Raw genomic sequence first — 23,270 nt, 5'->3', positions numbered from 1 at the left:
CTCACTTCGCAGCGTGGCGGAGCTGTTGCAGCGCGTGGTTCTTGCATATGGCAACGATGCGTTCGGCCGCATGACCGTCGCCGTAGGGATTCTTCGCCTCTGCCATCGCCCGGTATTCCTGCGGATCGTTGAGAAGCTCAAGCATGGCAGCTTTCACCGCCTGTTCATCCGTACCGATCACCTTGAGAGTTCCCGCATCCACGCCTTCAGGTCGTTCCGTGGAGTCGCGCAACACCAGCACGGGCTTGTTCAGCGAGGGAGCCTCCTCCTGGACTCCACCCGAATCCGTCATGATGAAATAGCTCCGTGCCGCCAGACCATGGAAATCCACGACGTTCAGCGGATCTATCAGATGCACTCCCCTGACACCATCGAATGATTCGTGGGCAATATCCTGCACTCGCGGACTGAGGTGGACCGGATAGACGACATCAAGATCAGACCTCGCCTCAACGACTTCCCTGATGGCCTTGAAGGTTTCGCGCATCGGCTGACCCTGGTTCTCCCGACGATGCATGGTCAGGAGGATGAATCTGTGGCCTTCGGGAATCTGCGCGAGAACGTCATGACGATACCCTTCGCGCACGGTGTAGCGCATCGCATCGATTGCCGTGTTCCCGGTGATGAAGATACCTGATTCTGGATGATGCTCCTGCAACAGGTTGTCTCTGCTCAACGCAGTCGGAGCAAAATACAGGTCTGCGATGTCGTCGGTCAGCATGCGGTTCATCTCCTCAGGATACGGAGAGTACTTATCCCATGTTCGCAGCCCTGCCTCAACGTGACCGACCGGTATTCTGTGATAGAACGCACTCAGGCTCGCCGCCATCGTGGTGGTGGTGTCACCGTGAACCAAGACGAGATCGGGGCGCACATCGTTCAGGATTGGGTCGAGTCCGAGAATGACCCGGTTCGTGATATCGGAAAGCGTCTGGTTCTTGCCCATGATTTTCAAGTCATGGTCGGGCTGAATGTTGAAGATGTCCAAAACCTGCTGCAACATCTTGCGATGCTGCCCGGTGACGACAACGACTGAGGCGACGTCTGGATCAGATTCGATTTCCTTGATGATCGGAGCCATCTTGATCGCTTCTGGCCTGGTTCCAAAGATCGTCATAATGTTCAACACGTTAATCAACTTCTCCCATCACTGCCATGACCGTTAGCGTGGCATCATAGTATCTATTGGTTTCCACTGGCTGCACCAGTACATTCTGCCAATCCTTCTGCAAGCGATCGTATCGATGCTCGCGATGCTGAGAAGCGGCATAGGCCACGGGAGCCGTAAAGCTATTCAGCCGATAGTCGTTGAGCTGTTTGCCAGCCAGTGTGTATCCGGCTGTGACGGCGCTCTGCCGATTGAAGAATTGCAACAGTCTGAGCACCACCGCTCTCGCACGGGGGTCGTTGCTCGTTGCCAGCATCATCGGTACGCGACAGGCGTTCGACGAGTAATCGCCATCGTAGCGCGAAGCGACAGCATTGGCTTTCGCGGCAGTGGCATCGTGTTCACTCACCCATGCAAAATCGGGCACAAGCCCCGTATCATGGTCTTCGCTGAGATCCATCAGGCGGTCAAGCATGGCATCGGTAATCTCAAGCCATCTTCTGTCATGGGTCGATTCGTAGAAAGACTTAAAGAAGGTTGGCATCACGTCAGAGGTGCGCATCAGATCATGGTATTTCGATGTCGCATCAGCCCAGTTGCCGACCGTCAAGGTGTGGGTCGTGCCGTTATATTCGTAATTCAATATGTCAGAAGCCAGCTTGCGTTCGAGCTTCATGTATTGGTCGGAGCTCTTCGGCCATGCCTTGCTCGCCAGATTGAGACTGTAGGCGATATAGAGATCGCCATCCGTCGCACTGCTATCCTGGCTGATCCATTGATGACCATTCGAATGTTGCCGCCATTGCATCAAGTAGCTTTTCGTATTGCCGTCCGCACCATCAACACGGACACCATCAACACGGTATGTGAGGTAGTAGTTCAGCAGCTCGTCGTAATCCTGCTGCCGGCCCCAGCCCTTGATGCCGGCAATGGCGGTGAGATACATCCCGTAGCCCTGTCCTTCGGAGAGCGCAACAGGGTGCTTCCTGTCATTGCTCGTATTCACAAAGCTGCGATGATCGCTCTCCTGCATGACATAAGCGCTTCGCCACTGCGCGTACTGCTCATATTGATTGGTGACCGAACCTCCAGAGCGTGTCAGCAGCATGGTGACGACATAGAGCATCGCTATGCAGGCAGCGATAATCCACACCCGTTTCCCATCTTTCCTCACAGCTCCCCCTAGTTGTTGAAACGTTTCGTCTTCACCCAGACGCTTCCATCGCGTTTGAGCAGGGCATCAAGGAACACGGAGCAGACCGCATGGATGGAGACGATAATGAACAACTGAGAATACGAAAAATACGATGCGAGGGCGATCCAGATTTGCTTGGTGGTGGCCTGACCATATTGCGTTGACATGGCTACGGAAATCTGCAGGACATACAGGACAATCATCAAGATCCAGTTCATCAGCAGTACCTGCAGAATCTGACTGTTGTTATCGCCAAAAGTAAACGGAATAGATACCGCGGGTTGGTATATTCTCACAAAGTAGAAGACAAGATTTGTTAAGAAAATGATATTGGATAGTATGACTGCTGCATCAAACCATAAAAACGTTGCAGCGATAGACAATACCTCGAACTTGATTCGTGAGTTACCAGGCGTGAACAAGTATCTGAAGTTGTGTATGGCAATCTGGTAGTTTCCCTTTGCCCATCTTTTCCGTTGATGGTAATAATCACGGAGATGTTCAGGTTCCTGCTCAAAGGCTTCAGAATTATATGCCAACGCAATGATCTTATCATCTTGCATGATTTTAAAGGATATGTCAGTATCCTCGGTGAGCGCCCCGTTACTCCACCCACCAATTGATTTGGCGTAATCTCGGCTGATGATGAAGTTCGTGCCAGGAATGAGCCCGATCTTGAACATATGCCACATCGCGCAATGCTGAATACGTTGAGAAACGACAATCTCCTGATTGATACACTGTGTCAAGAAATTCTGCTCTGCATTGCGTGTCTTGTTTCTGCCAAAGACTGCCATATACCGACTTGGGTCTTCCAAGGCTTTGCGGATCAAAAAGTAGAGAGCATTCTTCTCAGGCATCGCATCGGCATCGTAGACTCCGATATACTCGCCTTCGGCAATGGCAAGAGCGTCATTAAGAACTCCCGCTTTACCACCCGTGCCGGTTCTCTCGATTATGGTGACCTTGCGGTCTCGATACTCTGGCGAATCCACGAGTCTGCGCATTTCGCGAGCTGTCTGGTCGGCGCAATTGTCGGCATACAGTAGAAGCTCAATCCGATCAGTTGGATAGTTCAGGTTCAGGATGGCCTGCACCGTCTGCCCAATGACAATCTCTTCATTGTGTGCAGGTACGACAATCGTCACTTTTGGATAAGACGGGAGCGGAGTGAGGAAAACCAGCTCCTTGCTCTGTCGAAGCCAAAAATGGATTGCACCGCCAAGGGTCGTCAGGGACATGAAAAGAGACATCCAGATTGTGACGATAACAACGATCAAGAACAGCTGCGTGACCATTATTCGTTCACCTCAGGCTCATCGTGTTTTCGGAACGTTGCAACTTTCCGCTGTTTCAATGTGGTCTTCTCGATGCGATAATAGATGACCCACTGACAGATGGTTATCACCACCATGGCAATGAAGAACAGGGCGCTGACAACTACTGCGAAACACCATACCCAATCGTTCATGAGACGACCTCTGCCTTAAGATATTCCACCACGAGATCAGTTTCCATTTCGCGCTGCAATCGTTTCATCACGTCACTTAGCGCCTGGTATTTGCTGGCGTTGGAACGGTCAATCCTCACACTTCCCCACTTAAACTGGGCAAGGGCTTGCATGGTTTTCACCTTCGTAAGATGAGATTTGGTGACTTCATTACGCTTCTCATATTGTTCATCAGACAAATGGTGAGAGATGATCAGGAATGTTCCGCGATCAAGATAGTACAGTGATTCAGACGGCAGACGATCTTCTTTCAGAACCTTGGCAATCTTTCTCAGGATCACATCATAATTCGAGGCATGAAATTGTTTGTATTGCGCATTATGCGCCCAATGCACAGCCGTGACATTGGTCCAAAGGGTTTCATCGTGATCATTCTGAATAAAATGAACGACCTTGGCATACATTTTTTCTGCGTTATAGCTCGTCTGCAACTTGGTAACCGGATGATAATGCTGAATGTATCTTTCTATCGAAGTTCTGCTGAAGGTAGTCCAACCAGCTTTGATCAATGCATGACGAATAATCAACATCAGGTCGGCGCTAATTGGGAAGACCACCAGAAGAAGCAATCTCTGAAAGAGCGGTATGGAAAACTCTGCGAACAGCAGTACGGCGACGCTGGCAACTGTATACAGGATATTAAGCCATGTCGTCAGTATGCCCGGAAGCAAGGCGCCAGCAATCAAACCAGCAGCGACCAACGACATGGTCGCCACCAAGATATGCGGAGCGTACAGATTTACATCATAGAGAACGATGGCAACAGCCGGAAACACGATGAACAGCGTCATGACAACGGATACCACGGTATGACGTTTACCCACAGAAATTGCCTTTCCTTGTTATGTCTTTGATGCAGCCAGAGATAGTCCTGCATACGCGTCTAACGCGTTTGCTAGCTATCGCATTGAACTCTGCTGCAGACGGTTCAATGTCTTGCTGATTCCCCATGCAAGATACATATCCCATAGATTCACGAGGAAAATACGATGCGCTTGCACTGTGTCCTTCCGATCATTGAAATCAAATGTGATATCGAAGGTTTCAACACTTTGCGATGGTGCGCGATCACATATTTCACCCGCGTTGAGCGCTTATCTTAGCTGACCATAGTTGTTCTGCCCCACCAAGAAATTCCCCATTATTCATTGACTGATTATTGCATGCTCAAGATTACATCATGAGTGTCGCAGTACGCTTCGCCGACCGAAATATATGCATATGTTGGTGTCATGCTACGCAGATAGCAAGGAGAGTCCTGCTGGGACCGCGGTTTGATGCTGATAGAAGCAACTTGCGTGAGCGAGATTGAGACCGAGAACCCACGACTTAAAAGGACGTGACGGGTTGACGAGCACAATTCTCAGATAATTTTTGCACTTGAGACCTTACGGTTCCAAATTTTATCAGACCGTAAAGAGTAATGCAGTGACGTGGAGGACTGTTCCTGACTTCCTCACGATAAGGATTGCTGGACTGATGCGCGTGCTATATGCCAAGGGGTTCAAGAACCGGGCAGTCAGGCTGATGTCCGAGCCCCACGAGAATTATTCATCCCAGACGAAAGCGCTGCAGAGCGTGGCAAAGAAGCTCAACACCGACATGGAGGTGCCGGTTCAGACGAAGCGCGTTATGCGCATGGTGGGCTGCATGAGCCCTCCGAGCATAAGTTCCGCGACACGATCGAGCGACGACCCGTCGAAACTGGCCACCCTCCGAGCGTGCCTTGCCTGAAGGTCGAGGCTCTTGGCCTGTTCTATTGCCGCATAGCCCGTTATGACGCGTCCATCTTCGCTGGGAATCGCGCCGATGTCTAGATGCAAAGGATAGGTGCTGTCGGAGGTTATGGGAACGCACATGACGAGATTGTTGAACTGGTTGTACTGGTCGTTGCTGACAACAACGAGCGGGCTGCGCTTGCGCTGCTCATGTCCTGCTGATGGGTCGAGGTCGGCCCAGACGATGTCACCGTAATGCCACTGGCTCATCAGTGCTCCTCCCCCGCTCTCCTGGCGAAGCCGTCCTCTCGGGGTTGTCTGGCATCGTATCCCGAGAAGAGCCGTTTATAATCAGGAATTTCGATGCTGTGATGCCTGGCAGGCCTGATGATGATGCGGTCCGATTCCACACGCACATCCAAAGGGTCGCCTGGCTCGACTCCGATCCGTTCGATGTCCGCCTTGGACAGTCTCACTGCCTGTCCATTGCCCCATCTCACCAGTTTCGTCGCAGTCATCGCATCCTCCTTAGCCCTCCAATGTGTATACGAAGTATATACTACGTGGTTACGCAACTCAACCAGGCAACGTTCGTCACGTTTTTCGACAACGATACGCAATGTTCCAGAAGCCACCAATCACATACAGCAGGGCCCGGTTCAGCTCACCGTATAGACCCCAGAGTGAAACCAGCCACGACATACGATGGAAGCCGCTGAAAACCAACAACAAGGAAAGCACCGAATGAACACTCCCACAGATACCCTCAACCGATATTTTTCCCTGTCAAACACTGCAGGCCAGAACGGGCAGGACTTCACGGAACTGATCAAGCTCTTCGCATCGGAAGCGACCATCACATCCGGACGAGGCGAAACGGCGAAGGGAATCGACGGGATCCAGGACTTCTTCCGCACCTTCTTCGCCCGCAACACGGAACTCCATCACGTATGGAACACCCGACGCGTCGATTCGACGCAATATGCCGTCGACTGGGCCGTCGCAGGACGCAGCGCAGCAGGAAAGGTCTTCGCCATCACAGGAACGGACACGGCAACCCTCAACGCCGACAATAGAATCACATCGCTGCTAGTCGAGGTTCACTGAGCGCAAGCCAACCCAGTCCTTATCAGAGAATGCACATTAATAGCAATCATGCAGGCTTGATTCCATGTTCCTTCCCAATCCCCTCACCGAATGATTGCCTTTCCCACATGGGCTTCCCGTCAATGCTTCTCTCATGAGATCACAGTGCTAGCGTTGCATGCGACACAGGCGAAAATAGCTAAGGGGAATATCGATGGGCGACGTCTCGTTTCATGACATGCAAGGATTCCACGACCCATCTTGGGATCAGGCGTTCACGATATTGCTGCAGCTGCGCGACAACCTGACACGAGACGAACTGCAGACAGTCATGGACGAAGGAACGCCCCAGGGACTGAGATTCACTGCCATGTTCGACGGTCAGACCTGCGTCGCCATCGCCGGATGGCGACTATTCGCCAACACGCATCTCAAGCGAGTGCTCTACGTGGACGATCTATGCGTCGACGCTTCCCGTCGTTCTCAGCACTATGGTCACCAGTTCATCGACGAACTCAGGCGACGCGCAATCGAACTTGGCGCCCACGCCATCGATCTCGACTCAGGCGTGCAACGATTCGCGGCACACAGATTCTACATGGACAACGACTTCCGCATCAGCTCCCACCACTTCCGCAACATCCTCTGATATCAGACAGCTTCGCTCTCGCATCACCGCGCATCCCTCATGAACGGCCCTCCAACAACCGTTCATATAAGGTGCAGGCTTTATTCTGTCTTTGCGCTACCCGTCTTTGCGCTACCCGTCTTTGCGCTACCTGTCTTGTTGTCATTTCGGTCTGCAAACACCTTCCGCGCAACGTTTACTGCATTGATGGTTCGTGGAAATCCGACATAGGGAACGCATTGAAGAATAGCCTCAATCACCTGCTTTTCGCTGATTCCCACATTCAAAGCGCCATTGATATGGACCGTGAGTTCGGGAACGGTATCCCCCTGAGTGACGAGACTCCCCAAGGTCACCAACTCACGCTGCATAGGGTCAAGCTGAGGCCGCGTATAGATGTCCCCGAATGCGAACTCCACCACCCACTTACCCAGATCCGGCGCTATGTCTTTGAGTGAATCCACCACAGCTTGGCCACCAACGCCGTCAATGGAAGCCAGCGCCTCTGAGCCTGCTTCAAATCTCGATTTCGTCATAATGATCATTCCTTTCCGCCGTGGCCGGCACCACACAGCGTAAAGTATGAACCAAGGTTCATAGCAAACTGCGCGGAAAGAGAAGGCCATACTCATCAGCGAGGTGTCAGAAAAGACCGGTCTGCTCATGTCCATGCAGCGGCGCAACGAGTCCATCGCCCGTTTCAAGGCAAGACTTAACAAGAAGACAGAGACGAAGAATCCGGAGATTCTGCAGATCTGTGAGTCTGACAGGTTTGTTTTGAGTTCCGACCAGGAACGGGATCCAGGCTCGATTCGAGCGTCGATCTGTGGACTCCCATCAACCTAGCGAATCAGATAGGCATACCTGTCGCCACTCCAATTGAGATACCCGGAACGAACTGAGACGTCTGCGCAGTCGCTTCCTTGTCTCTATGGCCTCACGACCCATTCGCCACTGTCACGGGCTTGATCAGCCGATAATCCGCAGACAATGTGGGCTTGCCGTCCGTTCTTATACACCATGTCTATCACAGGAACGACGATGCGCCCCTAAGTCTGAGCAACTCGTCTAGTTTGCGACGAGATCGGCCAGCATGAATCGTTTCGTGGCCTTTGAAGGGTTGGTAAATTGGCAGTATCGTTGAAGTGCCATGACTAGGGTGTCGATGTCTGCCCAGTATTCTTGCAGGAAATCCCTTTTCTTAATATCACGGAAATCGCGGTTCTTCTCTTCTTTCAGGAACCGACTCGGTTTAAGTTTTGCACCAGATTTTCCGCGTTGGTGTTTGACCCAGGCATTGTATTCTTGCTCGAATCTTTCGTTGTACACGACAATCATTTCAATTTCTGGATGCGTAATAGCATACTGGACGCTTGTTCTCTTGCCATATGCTCGTGAAAGATGTAATGCTGCTGTCAAGGAATCCCAGACGCAGATTATCGATACGTTTCGTTCATAATCCTGATTCAGAAACTGGTTTTGTATGCTTTCTGGTTTTCTAGAGTGCGTAAAACATGCATCAGTATAAGGATCGCAGATAACCCTATCCGAGGGGACAATGAGGCGTTCATGTTCGAACAGTTTACTGATGATTACTGACTCAGCCGTACCCTCGCAAGAGAACAGTACCTTGTCATCACCAATGACTTGTCGGAGCTCGATTGATCTATTCATCATGAGCTGCGCCCCTCACTCGTAGGGCCACGTATCGGAGGATCTCCGTGAGCTCGGTTGCTTTCGGTGCGGTGCCACCGATGTAGTTGGAGAGAAATACCTCGCTGCGTTTGAGCTCCCCTCGCTTCACTTCATCCGTGTAATTCACAGTCTGCACCCTGTTGCTTGTAGCACTGCGTCGTAGAATATAGATATTGTCTTTGCGATTGATGATGTCAAGAAGTTCGGGATAATGTGTAGAGAAAACGAGTGTTGCACCCTTTGGATTGGTTTTTTTTGCTACGAACAAGTTCACAATCATGTGTACCAATTCTTTATTAATGCTATTCTCGATTTCGTCTACGAATAAATATCCGCCCGTTCTCAATGTTCGAATGGATTGGGTCACTAATAGTGCACCTCGTTTAGTGCCGGAAGAAAGCAAAGCGGAACCATACCTGCGGGACATGACCATTTCTTTGTCCGAATCCGAGAATTTCACGTGTACTTTTTTCTGTTCATCTGTTGTGAAGTATTCAATACTGTCATCAAACACATGAAGGATAGGATTTGCAATTGATGACATGGGTCGCCAATCCACCGAGGCAGGAAACAGTACACTGAACCGTGTCGGCACAATATCTGGAGTTTCTGTATCGGGAGAGTTCAGTGCCTTTAGCCTTTGATCGCCAATCGTAAAAGCATTTGAGATGCTTGCTTGGGGGGACAAAAACTGAACCGACTCGTCTGTAAGAAAACATTCATCTTCCAAGTCGCGCGATGTCTGGAGATTGTACTGCTCCTTTTGCGAAAGAGGGATACGTAGCTTTACGATTGATGCATTATCTCTGAACATGCCAGGATCGCTCAACTGCGCTTTATGAGGTTGTGTTTTGTTGAACCTCCACATAGTCTCTTGTGTGAAAACAAACGGCTGTAAGGCATCGGAATCGATATCCGCATCTCCCTCGTCATCCTCTGTTATTCGTGACAATTTGGATTCAAGAAGATAAAAGTCGTTGTTAAGAGCGAAGATAACGGATAACGATATTTCGGATTCGAAGGCAAGTAGATCACTCTGCCGATAAGAGCCATAATATTTGCCGATATTTCCGTTAAGCACATTTGTGACGAAATCAAGTGCTCGAAGCGAGGTCGTTTTACCGGATGCATTAATACCGGTGATGCAGACGACATTCTGCGAGTAAATGGAGCTTTTTTTGTCACCTATGTGCATTAATCCATTTCCCGGGCCGGCATCCCGTACCTGGTCTCTGGCAAACAGATCCAGCTTGAGACTATGGCCTTCGAAAGGGTTCAGGCCTACCATTTCTAAGTGGAGAATTTTCATGATGCTCCTTTTTCCTGTAAACAAAAATAATGTTCACAGTATTAACTATATACCATGTGCAGCAGTGGCGAGATGTGCCACGTCAGATGAGAGCTCAACGAGAACAACTAGATCCCCGATGCTGACATCCCATAGTTTCCGCAAGAAGGTCGCCACCATTCTCCATAGGCCGGGCATAACCTACCAGCCTAAACCGGCCGCTGGGACGTCTGCTCGGTCTGATCGAAGGCCTCGTTGGATGCGTGGCCCGGTAAGCGTGCGGGCAGCATGCAGGATCGATTGAACGTGCCTGAGAAAATACTGACGAGCAAATAACATAGCTGCAATCCAAAAATATGGTGCAAAAAGATATCTGAAGAAACGTGCCCCCCCCCCTCGGACTCGAACCTTTGGATGATTTGTGTTGATATGATGCCGTTTTATAGTACCAAATCACAGGCCCCGTCAATCAGGCCCCGTAATTATAGACCGTTTTATCGTGTTACCTATGACATTACCCATGACCTTACCAATGGTGTTCCAGTGGGTAATATGTAAAAGACCAAAAAATCCCAGTCGGTCGCAGCGCCGACGCTTGGAATCCGAGCGTCGGCCCACATAATAAATAGATAAAAATAATAAAAAAAATGACGCACGTTAGCAATAGCAAACATGCTTACAATTTGGCTGTGTCGCTCCGCTCCCAAGATGAACTCGCTCAGCCAAACAAAAATTTATATCTCTATATGATGATGAAATGTTGCGTGAAAAAAATGTTGCGGCGTCGCATACGTTGTTTGTTTATTTTTTTGTTTTTGGTTGTTTTGTTTTTTGTTTTTTGACATAAGGAACCCCACCCGTATCGTGTAACGGGTGGGGTCAGTGTTGTGTAACGGCTGCTACTTCATCGCCTCAACGTTGGCGACGAAGACCGCCCAGTAGCGGTCCGGGATGGCCGTCGTCGCGGGTGTCGGTGTCATCGACCCCGGGCCGATGCGTCTCCCGGTCGTGCTGTCATAATCCGAATATGTCTGCCCAGGGCAGTTGATGCAAGCGTGCCATGCTGCATCAACTGTGCGTTGTCCGTATCGGCTGTACAGCTCCGAAGCGTAATGGAATCTCATAATGGTCCTCCTAATTTACCTGCGTGATGAGGGTCGCGCCGTTATGGACGGCGGTACTTCCCTGCCCGAAGATGGCCGGGGCTGCGTAGATGATGATGGCGGCAAGAGCCGCTATCGCTGCGAACACGACGAATGGCCTCAGTTCCTTTTTGATAAGATACATGATGCTCACACATATCACGATTGTGATAACCGCCGGACCCACATAGCGTTGTGTCAGCGTCGAGTTGAGCGCGGTCAGGTCCGCGAGTGCCCCCACAAAATTGTCATTCATTTCCCTTCTCCTTGTTGTTGTTTTCGTGCATCCCTATGACGCCGGACGGCGGCATGAGGGCGGCTTCGAGGTACGCGGTCATGGTGGGGTATGTCGTCGCGCCCCATGCCTCCGTCCAGTCTTCGGCGCTTCGAGCGCCGAAGACGCCCTCCGCTGCTATTAGAAGCTCGGCATCGACCTTCAGTATCCGCGCCTTGAGCGCCACCTGTGTGATGCGTCTCTTAGTCATGGTCTGCCTCCTTGATAATGGCCTCTATTACCGCTGTTGTTGCGTGCAGGTGTTCTGGCAGCGCCGACCAAATCCAAGCCACGCTCTTCCCCTCTCGGTGCCACTTCATGACCATGTCGTGTCTCTCGTCGGCGTGCGAGCGAATCTTGCGCACCCTGTAGAGGTCGGGGGTGTGCTCCTCTTGCCATTCGACGTCGATGAGCTGCTCTAGCGCTCGGCTCATGGAGATGTCGCCTTCTGCCGCCATGATGCGAAGGTGGCGACGGGTCTCCGCTGAAAGGTCGAACCTTGTTCTGATTCTGCCTGCTCTGTCTGTCATTTTCTTCTCCTTGGTTGTGGGGCTGTTCAGCCCTTACGACCCCTATCTATCCAAACGCGATTTCGGCCGGATGGTGCGGGTGAGGGAACCGACCCGCCTAGCGCGGCCCCCCCTCGTTGCTCCCCTTAAAGGAAAGAAAAATCGGTCTATGCGCCCCGTGCTGGCCGGTGGCGTCCTTTGCCACCGGCGCTCATCTCGATTCTGAGCGCAAAGGCGCTTCCCTTGTGACCCTCTACCCGCAAGAGCGCTTTTTCGCCATGTCTGTGACATGAGACCTGCATATGCGCGGTTATAACCGATCAAATACACGACGTCGATTCTGAGCGCACGCAACGCCCCGACGTCATTTGATATTTACATCTTGTCGGGCTGACCCCACGCTTTAAAAGTTTCCCAGCGTGGGGTCATTCTTTATATGTACGGCGGTGCGGTGTATGCACCCTGGATTCATTGTTCCCATGTCCCGGCACGAACCGTAACGAGGGCCGCGCAGCGACCCTCGGGGCCGCGGCTTTTTTGCCGCCGCCCAGTATTACGGTTCGTGCTGGGCACTGGGCACATCGGCTGCAATGCCTACTCCCGAGCCGTTTCCCTTGGGGAAACGGCGAGGGTTTTTGCTGGGCGTTTGGGCACTTCTGCTGGGCACTGGGCGCTCTTTCTGGGCGCTTTAAGCGCCGTTTTGATATTCCCCTCCTAACCACCAAGGTCCGACAATCAAGGGGAAACACAATGACTACTAAGTACATCACTACCGCTAAGGCCTGGAACACTCTCGCCGCTCCAATCAAGGCATGGAACAAGCTCCATCCTGACGCCCAAAAGCATCTGCCGCCCATCGCCCATGTCCGCGCCCGTGGCTGGATGATAACCATCAGCGTCGAGAAGCATTCTAAAGAGGAAGTGGATGGGATTTTGAGCATCCTCCCCACCGCCTCAGTCTATTCCGAGGAAGTGGCTCCGACCACGGGTTACCGACACTACCAAGCGTTCGCGTACTGGGCCGGGAAGATTGTTGGCAGTCGCGTCCGCGCCCTGTTTGGTGACGCCCACTGTGAGCCGGCCGGGAAGCCCGCCGTGGCTTGCGCTAGCTACTGCACCAAGGATAAGAGTCATGTGGCTGGGCCGTGGTGGGTGGGCCGCTACCTCGACGTGCCGGGCATGGCGCCGACTGAGGCCCAGACCCAGCGCAAGAGCACTTTCGATGATGCCCACGATAAAATCGCGGCGGGATGGTTTTACAACGACTTCATCAATGATGACCATTGGCGTGTCTGGGCGCTTCGTCACCGTCAGGCCATCGCCGACATGATTAGCGCCCATGACGATGAGGCATATGGCGCCCACGACCGAGCCGTGTCCGTTGATTATGTTTTCGGCCCCGCTGGCTCAGGCAAGACGCGCGGCATCCTCGATTTGTATGGGCGTCGTACCGTCTTCATCGCTGATTTGGGGTCCTCATTCCCGTTTGACGGGTACAGCGGCCAATCCGTCTTGCTTCTCGATGATTTCAGAAGCAACATAAGGTTTTCTCAGCTGCTTCGCATTCTTGACATCTACCCGCTGCGGGTCGATGTCAAGAACTCTCATACGTGGGCGCGCTGGGAAAAGGTGGTCATCAGCGCCAACATCGCGCTGCGCGACCAGTACCCAAGCCTCACGGAAAACCGCGCGCCGCTGCTAAGGCGCTTTGCTCACGGCGTCGTTTTCGAGAAGCCGGACCCCAGCACCCCGTTGCCCTATGCATCTCGTGACGACGCCATGAAGGGCGCGCGCAACGATGGTGGTCCGCAAGGCGTACCCGGCTATGTCCCCGCGTGGGAAGCGTCCGCAAAGGAAGCTGGCAGCGGGGCGTTTTACGATGCCGATTTTGATGCGGCTGCGGGCGTGTGACGACGCTATTTTTTCGTTTTCTTTGTCGTGGTGGTCGTGATGTAGGCATCCATCGCGGCCATCGCGTCGCGCTGCGCCGTGGTCTGTGGCTGGTAATAGATCGAGTCTTCTACGGCGATGCTGTGCCCCATGATGGTTGATACTGCTGACGCTGATGCCCCGGAATCCCGCATGATGGAGACCGCGATGTGTCTGTTGTAAGACATCGGCCAAAGGGCGCGTCTCTCCGGTGAGTAATTTTTCTGCGCTTGCAGCTGTAGCGCGCGCCACATTTTCCCGTCATCCTGTTGGCGCAATGGTCGCCCATCTTCGAGGGTAAGGACGAGGGTTTCCATCCCCTCGCGGGGGTGCCACGTCTTGCGTCGCCGCAGCGCACCGCGCTGTTTTTTCCATGCCTTGAGCGCTTCAGCGGTGGTTGGGCGTAGCACCACGACGCGCGGCGCGTCGCCTTTCACCGGCATCAGCGAGAGCTTTCCATCCGCGTAGCCGAGTTGTCGTCGTATGACGAGTCGAGGTACGTGGGTGTTGGTTGTCCCGTGCAAATCGAGCACGTCGTCCCAGCTGATGCCGCGCGCTTCGCCGGGCCGCAGCCCATCGAGCGCGAGCTGGATTCGACACCAATACATGGGATTGTCCTTCATCCAGTTTGTCGTCTTCATCCACCCAATCATGCCGCGCATGAGTCGCACCCTTTTGTCCATCGTCGCGGAATTCGCCCCCGTTGCGCGCGGCGGGTGCGGCTTCTTGATGTCTTTCATGGGGTCGTCTTTGATGAGGCCCTCGGTAAGGGCATGGCTCAGGAAGCCTCGCATGACCTTATAGACAGCGAATCGTGTCCATCCCTTTTTGCTGTCGAGCAGCCTTTCAATGTCCTCGCGGCGCAGTGACCTCAGTCTTTTATCAGCCAAATTTATACCATCTATATGGTTTTTAATGACGCTGGCTGTGTGTTCGCGCGTCCTCGGTTTCACGTCACGGGTGGCGCTCCAATCGGTCATCAGAGCGAGCACCGACTCGGGTTTTTGTGTATGGGTGGGGGTGCGCGTTACGCCGGTGAGGGCTTTTGCAACCGCTCGTTCCCGTGCAGCCACCGCTGCCGCTGGCGTCTGCCCCTGACCTTCGATGCGCCGCGACACGCCGTTGATGGTCATGCGAATTTGCGCGACATAGAAGACACGCGTGCCGCCATCCTTGCGCACACGGCTCTTTTTATAGACCGTCCCTAGCCCTTGCATGGTGCCATCGTATCACGTATAGGCCCCGTCAGAAAGGGTCTATAAGCCCCGTGAAGTTGCCCCACTGACATTGTAAGGACCCTTGCAATTGCAATGGTTTTGAGGCATAAGCCCCGTCATTTGTGCCCCCCCTCGGACTCGAACCGAGAACCCACGACTTAAAAGGACGCTGCTCTGCCATTGAGCTAGAGGGGCAACAGCCAACCATCATACAACGTAATGAGAAAAGTTGCCACTTGTTCGGGATACACACCAGAAAGCTTGGATTCACAACGATTATTCAATACTGTAAAGTACTTGACAAACAGGCGAGAAGTAATATCATCGTAATTGTCAGGTACTTGACAATTACGATGATAACAGCCTGATCGCGGTCAATCCAGCCGCACAACAGCCGCACAACAGCCGCACAACGGCCACAGAGCAGCCGCACAGACTGCCACATAACCAAACATACTCAACCAAAACAGATTCAACCAAACACAACGAACAAGGGAACCACAATGAATTATCACCCCGAATATCATTCCAATGATGAAAGCACCCCCACCCCAGGGAAAGGCACAAGAACAGGCACAGACACAGACACCCACACAAGCACAACAACAGACACAGCCACAGACACAGGCCAGAACAGCAGAGAACAGTTAGAAGTCAAGCCGAAAGTCCTCGATCAACTGCGCGAACTCAGCATGATGATGATTCGCATCCGCACGCAGGTTTCCCGAATAGATGACGACAAAGCCACTGAGCGAGCGTATCGACATATGGCTGAACGTCGCATGGCTGTTCGTCAGGTACGCATGGGCGAACGTGGCCGCGAGCGCATGAACACCTTTGGCATGAATAATCCCAATAATGCCTTCGGCGGCGGTGATTATGCCTTGCGAGGGCAGGGGCGTGTGCTGCTTACTCTTACCTTGCAGCCCACCATCAGTCAACGCGATCTCGCTACGATTTTAGGTCTTAGTCGTCAAGCCTTGGGGCAATTGCTCGGGAAGCTTGAGGCAAAGGGCTATATTTCGCGCAAGCCTTCAGATGGAGACAGGCGGGTCGCGATGGTGGAGATCAAGGAAAAGGGTATCAAGGCCGCTCACCAGCTGCACGAGACTATGCAGCATGCGGCGGATGCCTTCGATTGTCTGAATGCAGAGGAATTGGAACAGTTCAGCGGATATTTACAGCGAATCATCGACAACATTGAGCAAAAATATCCTGAAGATGAATTTGTGGAGCGCCGTAGGATGATGAAGGAAGCGATGCGTGAATTCCGCGAGGCGAACTTTCAAGAAGGGGAAAAATGAGCGCAAAACCAAGTATGCACTTGTTCTCATCGAGTGAGTCAATAGCGATTGAGCAGCATAGTGCAACGCCATCGGTGAGTCGTTCCTCGGCGGGTACGGCAACCGTCGAAGGTCGTCTTACGTCGCCAGTCGCGAGAGTTCCCGAATCAACTTCGCAGGCTGGTGGCATCACGGTAAAGGGCCACACCATCCGAACTTTCGCTTACACTACGGATGCAGCGGTTATCAGGAATACCAATGCTGACGCCATTCTGGCCGTCTACCCGTTCACCGGCGAGCCGGTGATTACGCAGGCGCTGCTGATAGTGGCTCAACAGCCGCTTTTCGTAGGCGTTGGTGGCGGAACGACTACCGGCACACGTGTCGTTGAGCTTGCAATGGTTGCAGAGATGCAGGGCGCTGCCGGGGTCGTCATCAACGCTCCCGCCCCTGCCGAAACCATCGAGGCTGCGATGAATTCGGTCGATATTCCAGTCATCGCAACGGTCACTGCAGACGACGAAATCACTGAGGAAAAAATCCTCGCCGGTGCCGCGATCATCAATGTTGCCGCCGGCGCGAATACCACAGCCACAGTGACGAGTATCCGCGCGCATCACCCTGAGATTCCGATTCTTGCCTCATGTGGAAGTACGGAAAACACCATTGTCAACACGCTGCAAGCCGGTGCCGATGCCCTTACCTGGACTCCGCCCAGCGCTCAACAGCTTCAATCGCAGATGATGGCGCGATATCGCGGAGAAACGGTTGAATAGTCCAGGGATTATTCAACCGTTCACCAAGCCTTGTCTCTTGCCTCTGCTCGCAAGTCTCCAGCCACACAGACTGTCTTACTCCTGCTTGAGCAATTCGTGCAACTGTTCGCGATGCTTCCTCTGCTCTCGGGGATCGGGTACGGGAAGTGAGGCCAACAGCTTGCGCGTATAGGGATTCTGAGGATTCTGCATGATCTGACCGGCTTCGCCATGCTCGACGATGCTGCCCTTATGCATGACCATGATGCGGTCTGCGAGCATATCGACAACTGCCAAATCGTGGGTGATGAACAGGCATGCAAACCCGATCTCGACCTGCAATCGCTTGAAGAGTTGCAAGACTTTCGCCTGAACGGATACGTCCAGCGCAGAAGTAGGCTCGTCGGCAATAATCAGCGACGGTTTCAGCGCCAATGCTCTTGCCAGAGAAGCGCGCTGACGCTGCCCACCGGAAAGCTCATGCGGAAAACGATTCATATAGGTTCTGGGAAGCTGCACCATTTCCAAGAGGTCGCCAACATAATCGCTTGCATCAGCCACCGAAGAATACTTCTTATGAACCAGCAAAGGCTCTGCAACGTTCTCCGCTATGGTCATCAAGGGGTTGAATGAGCTGCCGGGATCCTGGAACACAAATCCGATATCGGCACGTTTCGGCTTGAATTCGCGTTCCTTGAAACCGTTCATCTCGGAACCGAGAACCTTGAGCGAACCGTCGGAAATTCTCTGCAGACCAGCAATGGCACGACCGGTGGTTGACTTTCCAGAACCGGATTCGCCCACAAGACCCAGCACTTCAGATTGATGAATCTCAAAGTCGACATTCTTCACCGCAACGAAGTCAGGCTGCAAGAGATGCCCTGGATAGGTGACCGTAAGTCCCTTGGCCTCGACCGCAATGGGCTGAGTGCGCCAATCGGCTTTGCGTTCGATGGCCACACCACTGTCGTTGCGCACCACAAGTTTCTGCCCGATCCTAGGAACCGCAGCCAGAAGTCGCTTCGTGTACTCCTCTTGCGGATGGTAAAAAATCTGTTCGACATCGCCCTGCTCAACCACGTGGCCGCGATACATCACGACGACCTGATCCGTTATATCGGCAATGACGCCCATATTGTGAGTGATGATAAGCACACTGGCATCGAATTCATCGCGCGCAAGCCGCAAGAGATCAAGAATCTCAGCCTGCACGGTCACATCGAGCGCCGTGGTTGGCTCGTCGGCAAGAATCAGACCAGGATTCAATACCAAAGCCATGGCTATGACAATGCGCTGCTTCTGGCCGCCAGAGAACTGATGCGGGTAATAGTCAACACGCGTCTTGGCATCGGGAATGCCGACCTTCTCCAGGATATCGATGGTCTTGGCTCGAAGTTCGTGCTTGTCGCTCATGCCGTGAGCCCGCAAACCCTCTTCAATCTGCCATCCAATCGTGTATACCGGATTCAAGACAGCATTGGGCTCTTGGAACACCATGGCGGCTTCCTGGCCGCGCATATGCTGCAGATCTTCGAGCTTCAGCGAAAGTACCTCTAATTCCTGGCTACCATCTCTGCTCGTCAGATAGATTGCACCGGCAGTCGTGGCCGTTTCAGGCAGCAGCTTGATGATGGATCGTGCGGTGACGGATTTTCCAGAACCGGATTCGCCGACAACTCCCACCACCGTTTTCTTCGGGATGGTGAAGCTGATGTTGTCGATTGCCCTGATCGAACCAGCGTCCGTCATGAACGAGACACTCAGATTCTTGATCTGTGCCAGATTGTTGCTGGTGTGGTTGCTTATGGAAGTTCTGCTGTCATCCGTGTTCTGATTCATGTGCAGTGCGTTGGTTTCACTCATTCTTGGCCTCCGCTGTATGGTCTGCTTCCGGTTCGATGGGAATGCTGCGATGCAAGGCGAAAACCTCTTCGGTTGCCTCATTGGAGGGTCCGGCCTTTTCACTCGGGTCAACAGAGGTATCCTCAATCGATCCGATGACTTCACCAGCTGACTTGCGTGCACGCAGCCGAGGATCGGCCAGATCGTTCAACGATTCACCGACGAGGGTGATGCCGAGCACGATAAGCACGATTGCCACGCCAGGGAAGATGGACGTCCACCAGATACCAGCCGTGACATCGGCAACGGCACGGTTCAAGTCATATCCCCATTCAGCGGCGGACGTGGGTTCAATGCCGAAGCCGAGGAATCCAAGTCCTGCAAGTGTCAGAATGGCTTCTGACGAGTTCAGCGTAAGAATGACAGGCAGGGTTCGTGTCGAATTCTTCAACAGATGCTTGGTCATGATGCGCCATGTTGAAGCACCGACAACCTTTGCCGATTCGACGTATGCCGCTTCCTTGATGCGAATCACCTCTGCACGAATCGTGCGGAAGTATTGGGGAATGTACACGACCGTAATGGAGATGCCAGAAGCGAGTATGCCTCCTGCCAGACTGGACTGGCCGCCAGAGATCATGATTGCCATCAGAATGGCAAGCAGTAATGACGGGAATGAGTAGATTGCGTCGGCAATGACTACCAGCACGCGATCGATCCAGCCACCGAAGTACCCGGATACGAGTCCGAGCAGCACGCCAAGGAAGAGCGAGAGGATGACGGCAACGATGATGGCTATGATTGCCGTTCTTGCACCCCAGATGGTGCGGCTGAACACGTCAAAGCCCCCAACCGTGGTTCCCCAGATATGTGACGAGCTGGGCGCTGCCTGCGTGGGGAATGCATGGCCGCTGGCATCCGTAGTCTGGGCGAAACCATAGGGAGCGATGATAGGAGCGAATATGGCAAGGACGATAAACACTGCGGAGATCGCCAGACCGGTGATCAGCATGCCTCGTTGCCAGCCTACGGCTATACGCAGCTCGCGAATGATAGGCAGTTTGGACAGTGGCGAACCTGACTTGTTCTTGAGATTCTGAAGTCTTGCGTCACCTGGAACGGTAACGATTTGAGGATCTGATGCCATCTTCAGTACCTCACTCTCGGGTCGATCATGGCGCTCACGATATCAACGATGAAGTTGACCACGGAAACGATTATTGCTATCAGAATCACGATGCCCTGCACCGCAACGAAGTCACGCGCCTTCAGATACTGGGCAAGCATGAAACCCAGCCCCTTCCATTCGAAGGTGGTCTCGGTAAGTACGGCGCCTGCAAGCATGAGCGCTATCTGCATGCCCATGACGGTGATGATGGGGATCAGGGCCGGCTTCCATGCGTGCTTGGATAGGAGACGACCTTCGGACACGCCTCGTGAACGAGCCGCATCGACATATCCCGAAGTGTAGGTGGATATCACATTGGTTCGTACCAGGCGAATGAATACGCCTGCAGTCAGCAAGCCGAGCGACAGTGCAGGAAGAATCGCATGGAGCAGCACATCGCCAAGCACCTGCATATTGCCAAGCTGGAACGCATCGATGATGTACAGGCCCGTTGGCGAGACCAGCCTGTCGAACTGGATGGTAGAGCTCAACGATGATCTGCCAGAGCTTGGAAGAATGCCAAGCCATACAGAGAAAATAAGTTTCAGCACAAGCCCCAGGAAGAACACCGGGGTGGCGTAGCACAGAATGGCAAACACGCGAACGGCCGCATCGGAAGCGCGGTCACGGTATCGTGCGGCAAGACGGCCAAGCGGGATGCCGACGACCAAGGCAACGATCAGCGACAGAATGGAGAGTTCCAGCGTTGCCGCGCCATATTGGGTGAGGATCGAACTTACAGGCTGGTTATCGGTCAGCGTCGTACCGAGATTGCCGTGTAGAAGATCAGACAGATATGAGAGATATTGCACAAGCAGTGGTCGATCATATCCTGCTGCATGAATGCGTCGCTGCAATTCTTCAGGTGCCAGACGACCACCAAGAGCCGCTGAAATAGGGTCTCCCGTGGCGCGCATGACGAAGAATACGACGGTGACAAGAATGAACACTGTGGGAATGATGAGCAGGAATCGCGTCACCACGAAGCGGAAGAATCCGCTGGAAATTCTATTTTTCTTTGCTTTTGCCTTGACCGGGCTCGTCGGTTGGGAATCGCCATCTATCGGCATTCCCTGAATGCTGCCTTCAGACACATGAACTCCTTAATCGCACATACGAATGTGACGGCCATGCTCATGGCTAACTCAGCGCAGCAGCACTGAATTCACCATGAGCATGGCCGGATCATCGATGTCAGGATTTGGTTACCGACGCATAGCGGAAGCGGAAGGATGGGTCAAGCACAACGCCCTTCACGCCCTTGCCCGTAACGGCAACCTGAGAACCCTGAAGCAGCGGAATCGTAGACAGATCTTCGGTTTCCAAGGTCTGGATCTGCTTCAGCAGCTTCTCGCGCGCTGAAGCATTCTGCTCTCCAGCCTGCTTGACGATCAGCGCATTCACTGTACTGTTCGCATAGCCGTTGTTGATGAAGTTGCCATCTCTGAAGAATGGAGACAGGTAATTATCTGGATCGGAATAGTCAGGGAACCATCCGAGCTGGTAGACAGGATATGCTCCATCGGAAGAGTCGGTGACCACACGTTCCTTGTTGTACTGGGTCCATTCAGTCTGCTGCAGATTCACCTTGAAGACGTTGTCCTTCTCAAGCTGCGTCTTGATTGCCGCATATTCATCTGCTGAGGACGCACCATAGTGATCCGAGTTGTACTGGATGTTCAAGGTAACTGGCGTGGTGACACCTGCATCCTGCAGAGTCTTCTTTGCCTTCTCGACATCCGGGGCACCCTTGCCGTCTCCATATGCGGACTTCAACGTGTCTTCGTGTCCGCTCAACCCCTCAGGAATGAAGGAATACATGGGAGTGTAAGTGTTCTTGTATACCGATGTCGCGAGGTCATTGCGGTCGATCAGATCGGCGACTGCATGACGTACGGCCGTTGCCTTTGACGTGCTGGCATCCTTCTGAGATGAACCGAATGGCTGGGTCTTGAAGTTGAAGGTAAGGAAGCGTTCCTCACCACCAGGCCCCTTGACGACCTTGACCTTGCTGTTCTTCGAGAGGCTGGCAATGTCGGTTGGCGTAAGCGAACGATATGCGATGTCTACCTGTCCCTCTTGAACTGCGAGCTTCAGATTGGATGTATTGGCGAAGTATTGGACATCGACGTTCGAGTTCTTGGCTGGTGTCAGACCCTTGTAGCTTGTGTTCTTTGCGTACGAAAGCGCTTCGTTCAGCTTGAAGGACGTGAGCTTGTAAGGGCCAGCGAAGGCATTGTCCTTGACGATGGTGTTGGCAGGCGTCAACTTGTCAGCAGAGAAGACCTGATCGTCGACGATAGGACCTGCAGGGCTTGAGAGCACCTGCTTCAAGGTCACGTCGTGAGGAACGGAATCCTTGAACACCACCGTGTTGTCGTCAGGAGTTGCGATGGATTCAATGTTTGCCAGCAAGGACGAAGGACCGTTCGGGTCGTTGATCTTCTTGATGCGATCGAAGGAGAACTTGACATCCTTTGAGTTCAGGGTGTTGCCGTTGGCAAACTTCAGGCCGCTCTTGAGCTTGACGGTGAATTCGCTGCCGTCACTGCTCCAGGTACCTGCGTTGGCCGCAATGTCAGGACTTACCTGCGAAGAATTGTAGTTCTGCGCGTACAGGAATGGGAAAACCTGAATCTGTACGGCATATGAACCGTTATCGTATGAGCCTGCTGGATCAAGGCTGACGATCTGGTCGGTGGTGCCGATTGTTATAGTCGAGCTGCCACTGGCACTCGAATCCGCCTTGACTCCTCCGCAAGCGGCCAATGATGCAATCGCTGTCACACATGTGGCGACAGCAATGAAGCGTTTCTTGAATGACAAGAGAATCTCCCCTATGTAGATGAACCAAATCCATGAATTCCCCAAATAATTTGGCTAATCTGACACCATAGGAAGCATTTGTTGCTTTGAGGTTTCC

Annotated in this window: 25 protein-coding genes and 1 tRNA gene; 6 read left to right on the top strand and 20 right to left on the bottom strand. The window is 52.9% G+C overall.

Going from position 1 to position 23,270, the window contains the following annotated elements; all coding sequences use genetic code 11:
• Position 1: 1 nt before the first annotated feature.
• From wecB to QN215_RS02025, 7 genes are all read right to left on the bottom strand, one after another.
• On the bottom strand, positions 2-1,117 hold the full coding sequence (gene wecB / locus QN215_RS02055; protein ID WP_369345031.1) for a non-hydrolyzing UDP-N-acetylglucosamine 2-epimerase: 1,116 nt from the start codon (positions 1,115-1,117) through the stop codon (positions 2-4).
• A 13-nt stretch (positions 1,118-1,130) separates the two neighbouring features.
• Complete coding sequence (locus QN215_RS02050) at positions 1,131-2,282, bottom strand: glycosyl hydrolase family 8 (RefSeq protein ID WP_369344480.1); 1,152 nt, start codon at positions 2,280-2,282, stop codon at positions 1,131-1,133.
• 8 nt (positions 2,283-2,290) lie between these two features.
• Positions 2,291-3,583, bottom strand: coding sequence for a glycosyltransferase (locus QN215_RS02045; RefSeq protein WP_369344479.1), 1,293 nt, complete (start codon positions 3,581-3,583; stop codon positions 2,291-2,293).
• Between the two features lie 17 nt (positions 3,584-3,600).
• Positions 3,601-3,774: a hypothetical protein gene (locus QN215_RS02040; protein ID WP_369344478.1), complete on the bottom strand. Its 174-nt coding sequence runs from the start codon at positions 3,772-3,774 to the stop codon at positions 3,601-3,603.
• Positions 3,771-4,637 carry a hypothetical protein gene (locus QN215_RS02035; protein WP_369344477.1) on the bottom strand — a complete coding sequence of 289 codons (867 nt, stop codon included), beginning with the start codon at positions 4,635-4,637 and terminating at the stop codon, positions 3,771-3,773. The genes QN215_RS02040 and QN215_RS02035 overlap by 4 nt, the downstream gene beginning before the upstream one ends.
• A gap of 792 nt (positions 4,638-5,429) precedes the next feature.
• Positions 5,430-5,801 (bottom strand): type II toxin-antitoxin system PemK/MazF family toxin, encoded by a 372-nt coding sequence (locus tag QN215_RS02030; RefSeq protein WP_369344476.1) that lies wholly within the window; start codon positions 5,799-5,801, stop codon positions 5,430-5,432.
• Positions 5,801-6,049, bottom strand: a complete 249-nt coding sequence (locus tag QN215_RS02025) for an AbrB/MazE/SpoVT family DNA-binding domain-containing protein (protein WP_369344475.1) — start codon at positions 6,047-6,049, stop codon at positions 5,801-5,803. The genes QN215_RS02030 and QN215_RS02025 overlap by 1 nt, the downstream gene beginning before the upstream one ends.
• A gap of 226 nt (positions 6,050-6,275) precedes the next feature.
• On the opposite strand from QN215_RS02025, the gene QN215_RS02020 reads away from it, so the two are divergent.
• On the top strand, positions 6,276-6,638 hold the full coding sequence (locus tag QN215_RS02020) for a nuclear transport factor 2 family protein (protein ID WP_369344474.1): 363 nt from the start codon (positions 6,276-6,278) through the stop codon (positions 6,636-6,638).
• A gap of 193 nt (positions 6,639-6,831) precedes the next feature.
• A complete protein-coding gene (locus tag QN215_RS02015) occupies positions 6,832-7,266 on the top strand; it encodes a GNAT family N-acetyltransferase (RefSeq protein WP_369344472.1) in 435 nt (144 codons plus the stop codon).
• A gap of 80 nt (positions 7,267-7,346) precedes the next feature.
• On the opposite strand, the gene QN215_RS02010 is transcribed toward QN215_RS02015, so the two are convergent.
• On the bottom strand, positions 7,347-7,781 hold the full coding sequence (locus QN215_RS02010) for a carboxymuconolactone decarboxylase family protein (protein WP_369344471.1): 435 nt from the start codon (positions 7,779-7,781) through the stop codon (positions 7,347-7,349).
• A 103-nt stretch (positions 7,782-7,884) separates the two neighbouring features.
• Here QN215_RS02010 and QN215_RS02005 point away from each other — a divergent pair, with 103 nt between their 5' ends.
• Positions 7,885-8,091, top strand: coding sequence for a hypothetical protein (locus QN215_RS02005; RefSeq protein WP_369344470.1), 207 nt, complete (start codon positions 7,885-7,887; stop codon positions 8,089-8,091).
• 222 nt (positions 8,092-8,313) lie between these two features.
• On the opposite strand, the gene QN215_RS02000 is transcribed toward QN215_RS02005, so the two are convergent.
• The 6 genes from QN215_RS02000 to QN215_RS01975 all read right to left on the bottom strand — a co-directional run bounded on the left by QN215_RS02000 (position 8,314) and on the right by QN215_RS01975 (position 12,174).
• The gene (locus QN215_RS02000; RefSeq protein WP_369344469.1) at positions 8,314-8,922 is read right to left on the bottom strand and encodes a hypothetical protein; all 609 of its coding nucleotides are present in this window, start codon (positions 8,920-8,922) and stop codon (positions 8,314-8,316) included.
• A complete protein-coding gene (locus QN215_RS01995; RefSeq protein WP_369344468.1) occupies positions 8,912-10,249 on the bottom strand; it encodes an ATP/GTP-binding protein in 1,338 nt (445 codons plus the stop codon). The genes QN215_RS02000 and QN215_RS01995 overlap by 11 nt, the downstream gene beginning before the upstream one ends.
• Positions 10,250-11,127: 878 nt before the next feature.
• On the bottom strand, positions 11,128-11,352 hold the full coding sequence (locus tag QN215_RS01990) for a hypothetical protein (protein ID WP_369344467.1): 225 nt from the start codon (positions 11,350-11,352) through the stop codon (positions 11,128-11,130).
• A gap of 10 nt (positions 11,353-11,362) precedes the next feature.
• On the bottom strand, positions 11,363-11,626 hold the full coding sequence (locus QN215_RS01985; protein WP_369344466.1) for a hypothetical protein: 264 nt from the start codon (positions 11,624-11,626) through the stop codon (positions 11,363-11,365).
• On the bottom strand, positions 11,619-11,855 hold the full coding sequence (locus QN215_RS01980) for a hypothetical protein (RefSeq protein WP_369344465.1): 237 nt from the start codon (positions 11,853-11,855) through the stop codon (positions 11,619-11,621). The genes QN215_RS01985 and QN215_RS01980 overlap by 8 nt, the downstream gene beginning before the upstream one ends.
• Positions 11,848-12,174 (bottom strand): hypothetical protein, encoded by a 327-nt coding sequence (locus tag QN215_RS01975; RefSeq protein ID WP_369344464.1) that lies wholly within the window; start codon positions 12,172-12,174, stop codon positions 11,848-11,850. The genes QN215_RS01980 and QN215_RS01975 overlap by 8 nt, the downstream gene beginning before the upstream one ends.
• 729 nt (positions 12,175-12,903) lie before the next feature.
• On the opposite strand from QN215_RS01975, the gene QN215_RS01970 reads away from it, so the two are divergent.
• The gene (locus tag QN215_RS01970) at positions 12,904-14,064 is read left to right on the top strand and encodes a hypothetical protein (RefSeq protein WP_369344463.1); all 1,161 of its coding nucleotides are present in this window, start codon (positions 12,904-12,906) and stop codon (positions 14,062-14,064) included.
• A 5-nt stretch (positions 14,065-14,069) separates the two neighbouring features.
• On the opposite strand, the gene xerC is transcribed toward QN215_RS01970, so the two are convergent.
• Both xerC and QN215_RS01960 read right to left on the bottom strand, forming a co-directional pair.
• Complete coding sequence (gene xerC / locus QN215_RS01965; protein WP_369344462.1) at positions 14,070-15,299, bottom strand: tyrosine recombinase XerC; 1,230 nt, start codon at positions 15,297-15,299, stop codon at positions 14,070-14,072.
• A gap of 123 nt (positions 15,300-15,422) precedes the next feature.
• Positions 15,423-15,494, bottom strand: a tRNA-Lys gene (locus tag QN215_RS01960).
• 572 nt (positions 15,495-16,066) lie between these two features.
• On the opposite strand from QN215_RS01960, the gene QN215_RS01955 reads away from it, so the two are divergent.
• Entirely contained in the window at positions 16,067-16,603 is a 537-nt protein-coding gene (locus QN215_RS01955) for a MarR family winged helix-turn-helix transcriptional regulator (RefSeq protein WP_369344461.1), read from the top strand.
• 14 nt (positions 16,604-16,617) lie between these two features.
• Complete coding sequence (locus QN215_RS01950) at positions 16,618-17,358, top strand: dioxygenase (protein ID WP_369344460.1); 741 nt, start codon at positions 16,618-16,620, stop codon at positions 17,356-17,358.
• Positions 17,359-17,433: 75 nt separating this feature from the next.
• Here the strand turns inward: QN215_RS01950 and QN215_RS01945 are convergent, their stop codons facing one another.
• The 4 genes from QN215_RS01945 to QN215_RS01930 form a co-directional block, all read right to left on the bottom strand.
• Positions 17,434-19,176 carry a dipeptide ABC transporter ATP-binding protein gene (locus QN215_RS01945; protein ID WP_369345030.1) on the bottom strand — a complete coding sequence of 581 codons (1,743 nt, stop codon included), beginning with the start codon at positions 19,174-19,176 and terminating at the stop codon, positions 17,434-17,436.
• 16 nt (positions 19,177-19,192) lie between these two features.
• Complete coding sequence (locus tag QN215_RS01940; protein WP_369344459.1) at positions 19,193-20,326, bottom strand: ABC transporter permease; 1,134 nt, start codon at positions 20,324-20,326, stop codon at positions 19,193-19,195.
• Positions 20,327-20,328: 2 nt separating this feature from the next.
• Entirely contained in the window at positions 20,329-21,417 is a 1,089-nt protein-coding gene (locus tag QN215_RS01935; protein WP_369345029.1) for an ABC transporter permease, read from the bottom strand.
• Between the two features lie 124 nt (positions 21,418-21,541).
• Complete coding sequence (locus tag QN215_RS01930) at positions 21,542-23,173, bottom strand: ABC transporter substrate-binding protein (RefSeq protein ID WP_369344458.1); 1,632 nt, start codon at positions 23,171-23,173, stop codon at positions 21,542-21,544.
• Between the last annotated feature and the right edge of the window lie 97 nt (positions 23,174-23,270).

Source organism: Bifidobacterium sp. WK041_4_12, from assembly GCF_041080795.1.
Taxonomy (GTDB): domain Bacteria; phylum Actinomycetota; class Actinomycetes; order Actinomycetales; family Bifidobacteriaceae; genus Bombiscardovia; species Bombiscardovia aquikefiricola.
The sequence above is the reverse complement of the archived record's forward strand: the minus strand, read 5'-3'. Positions and strand labels throughout refer to the sequence as shown.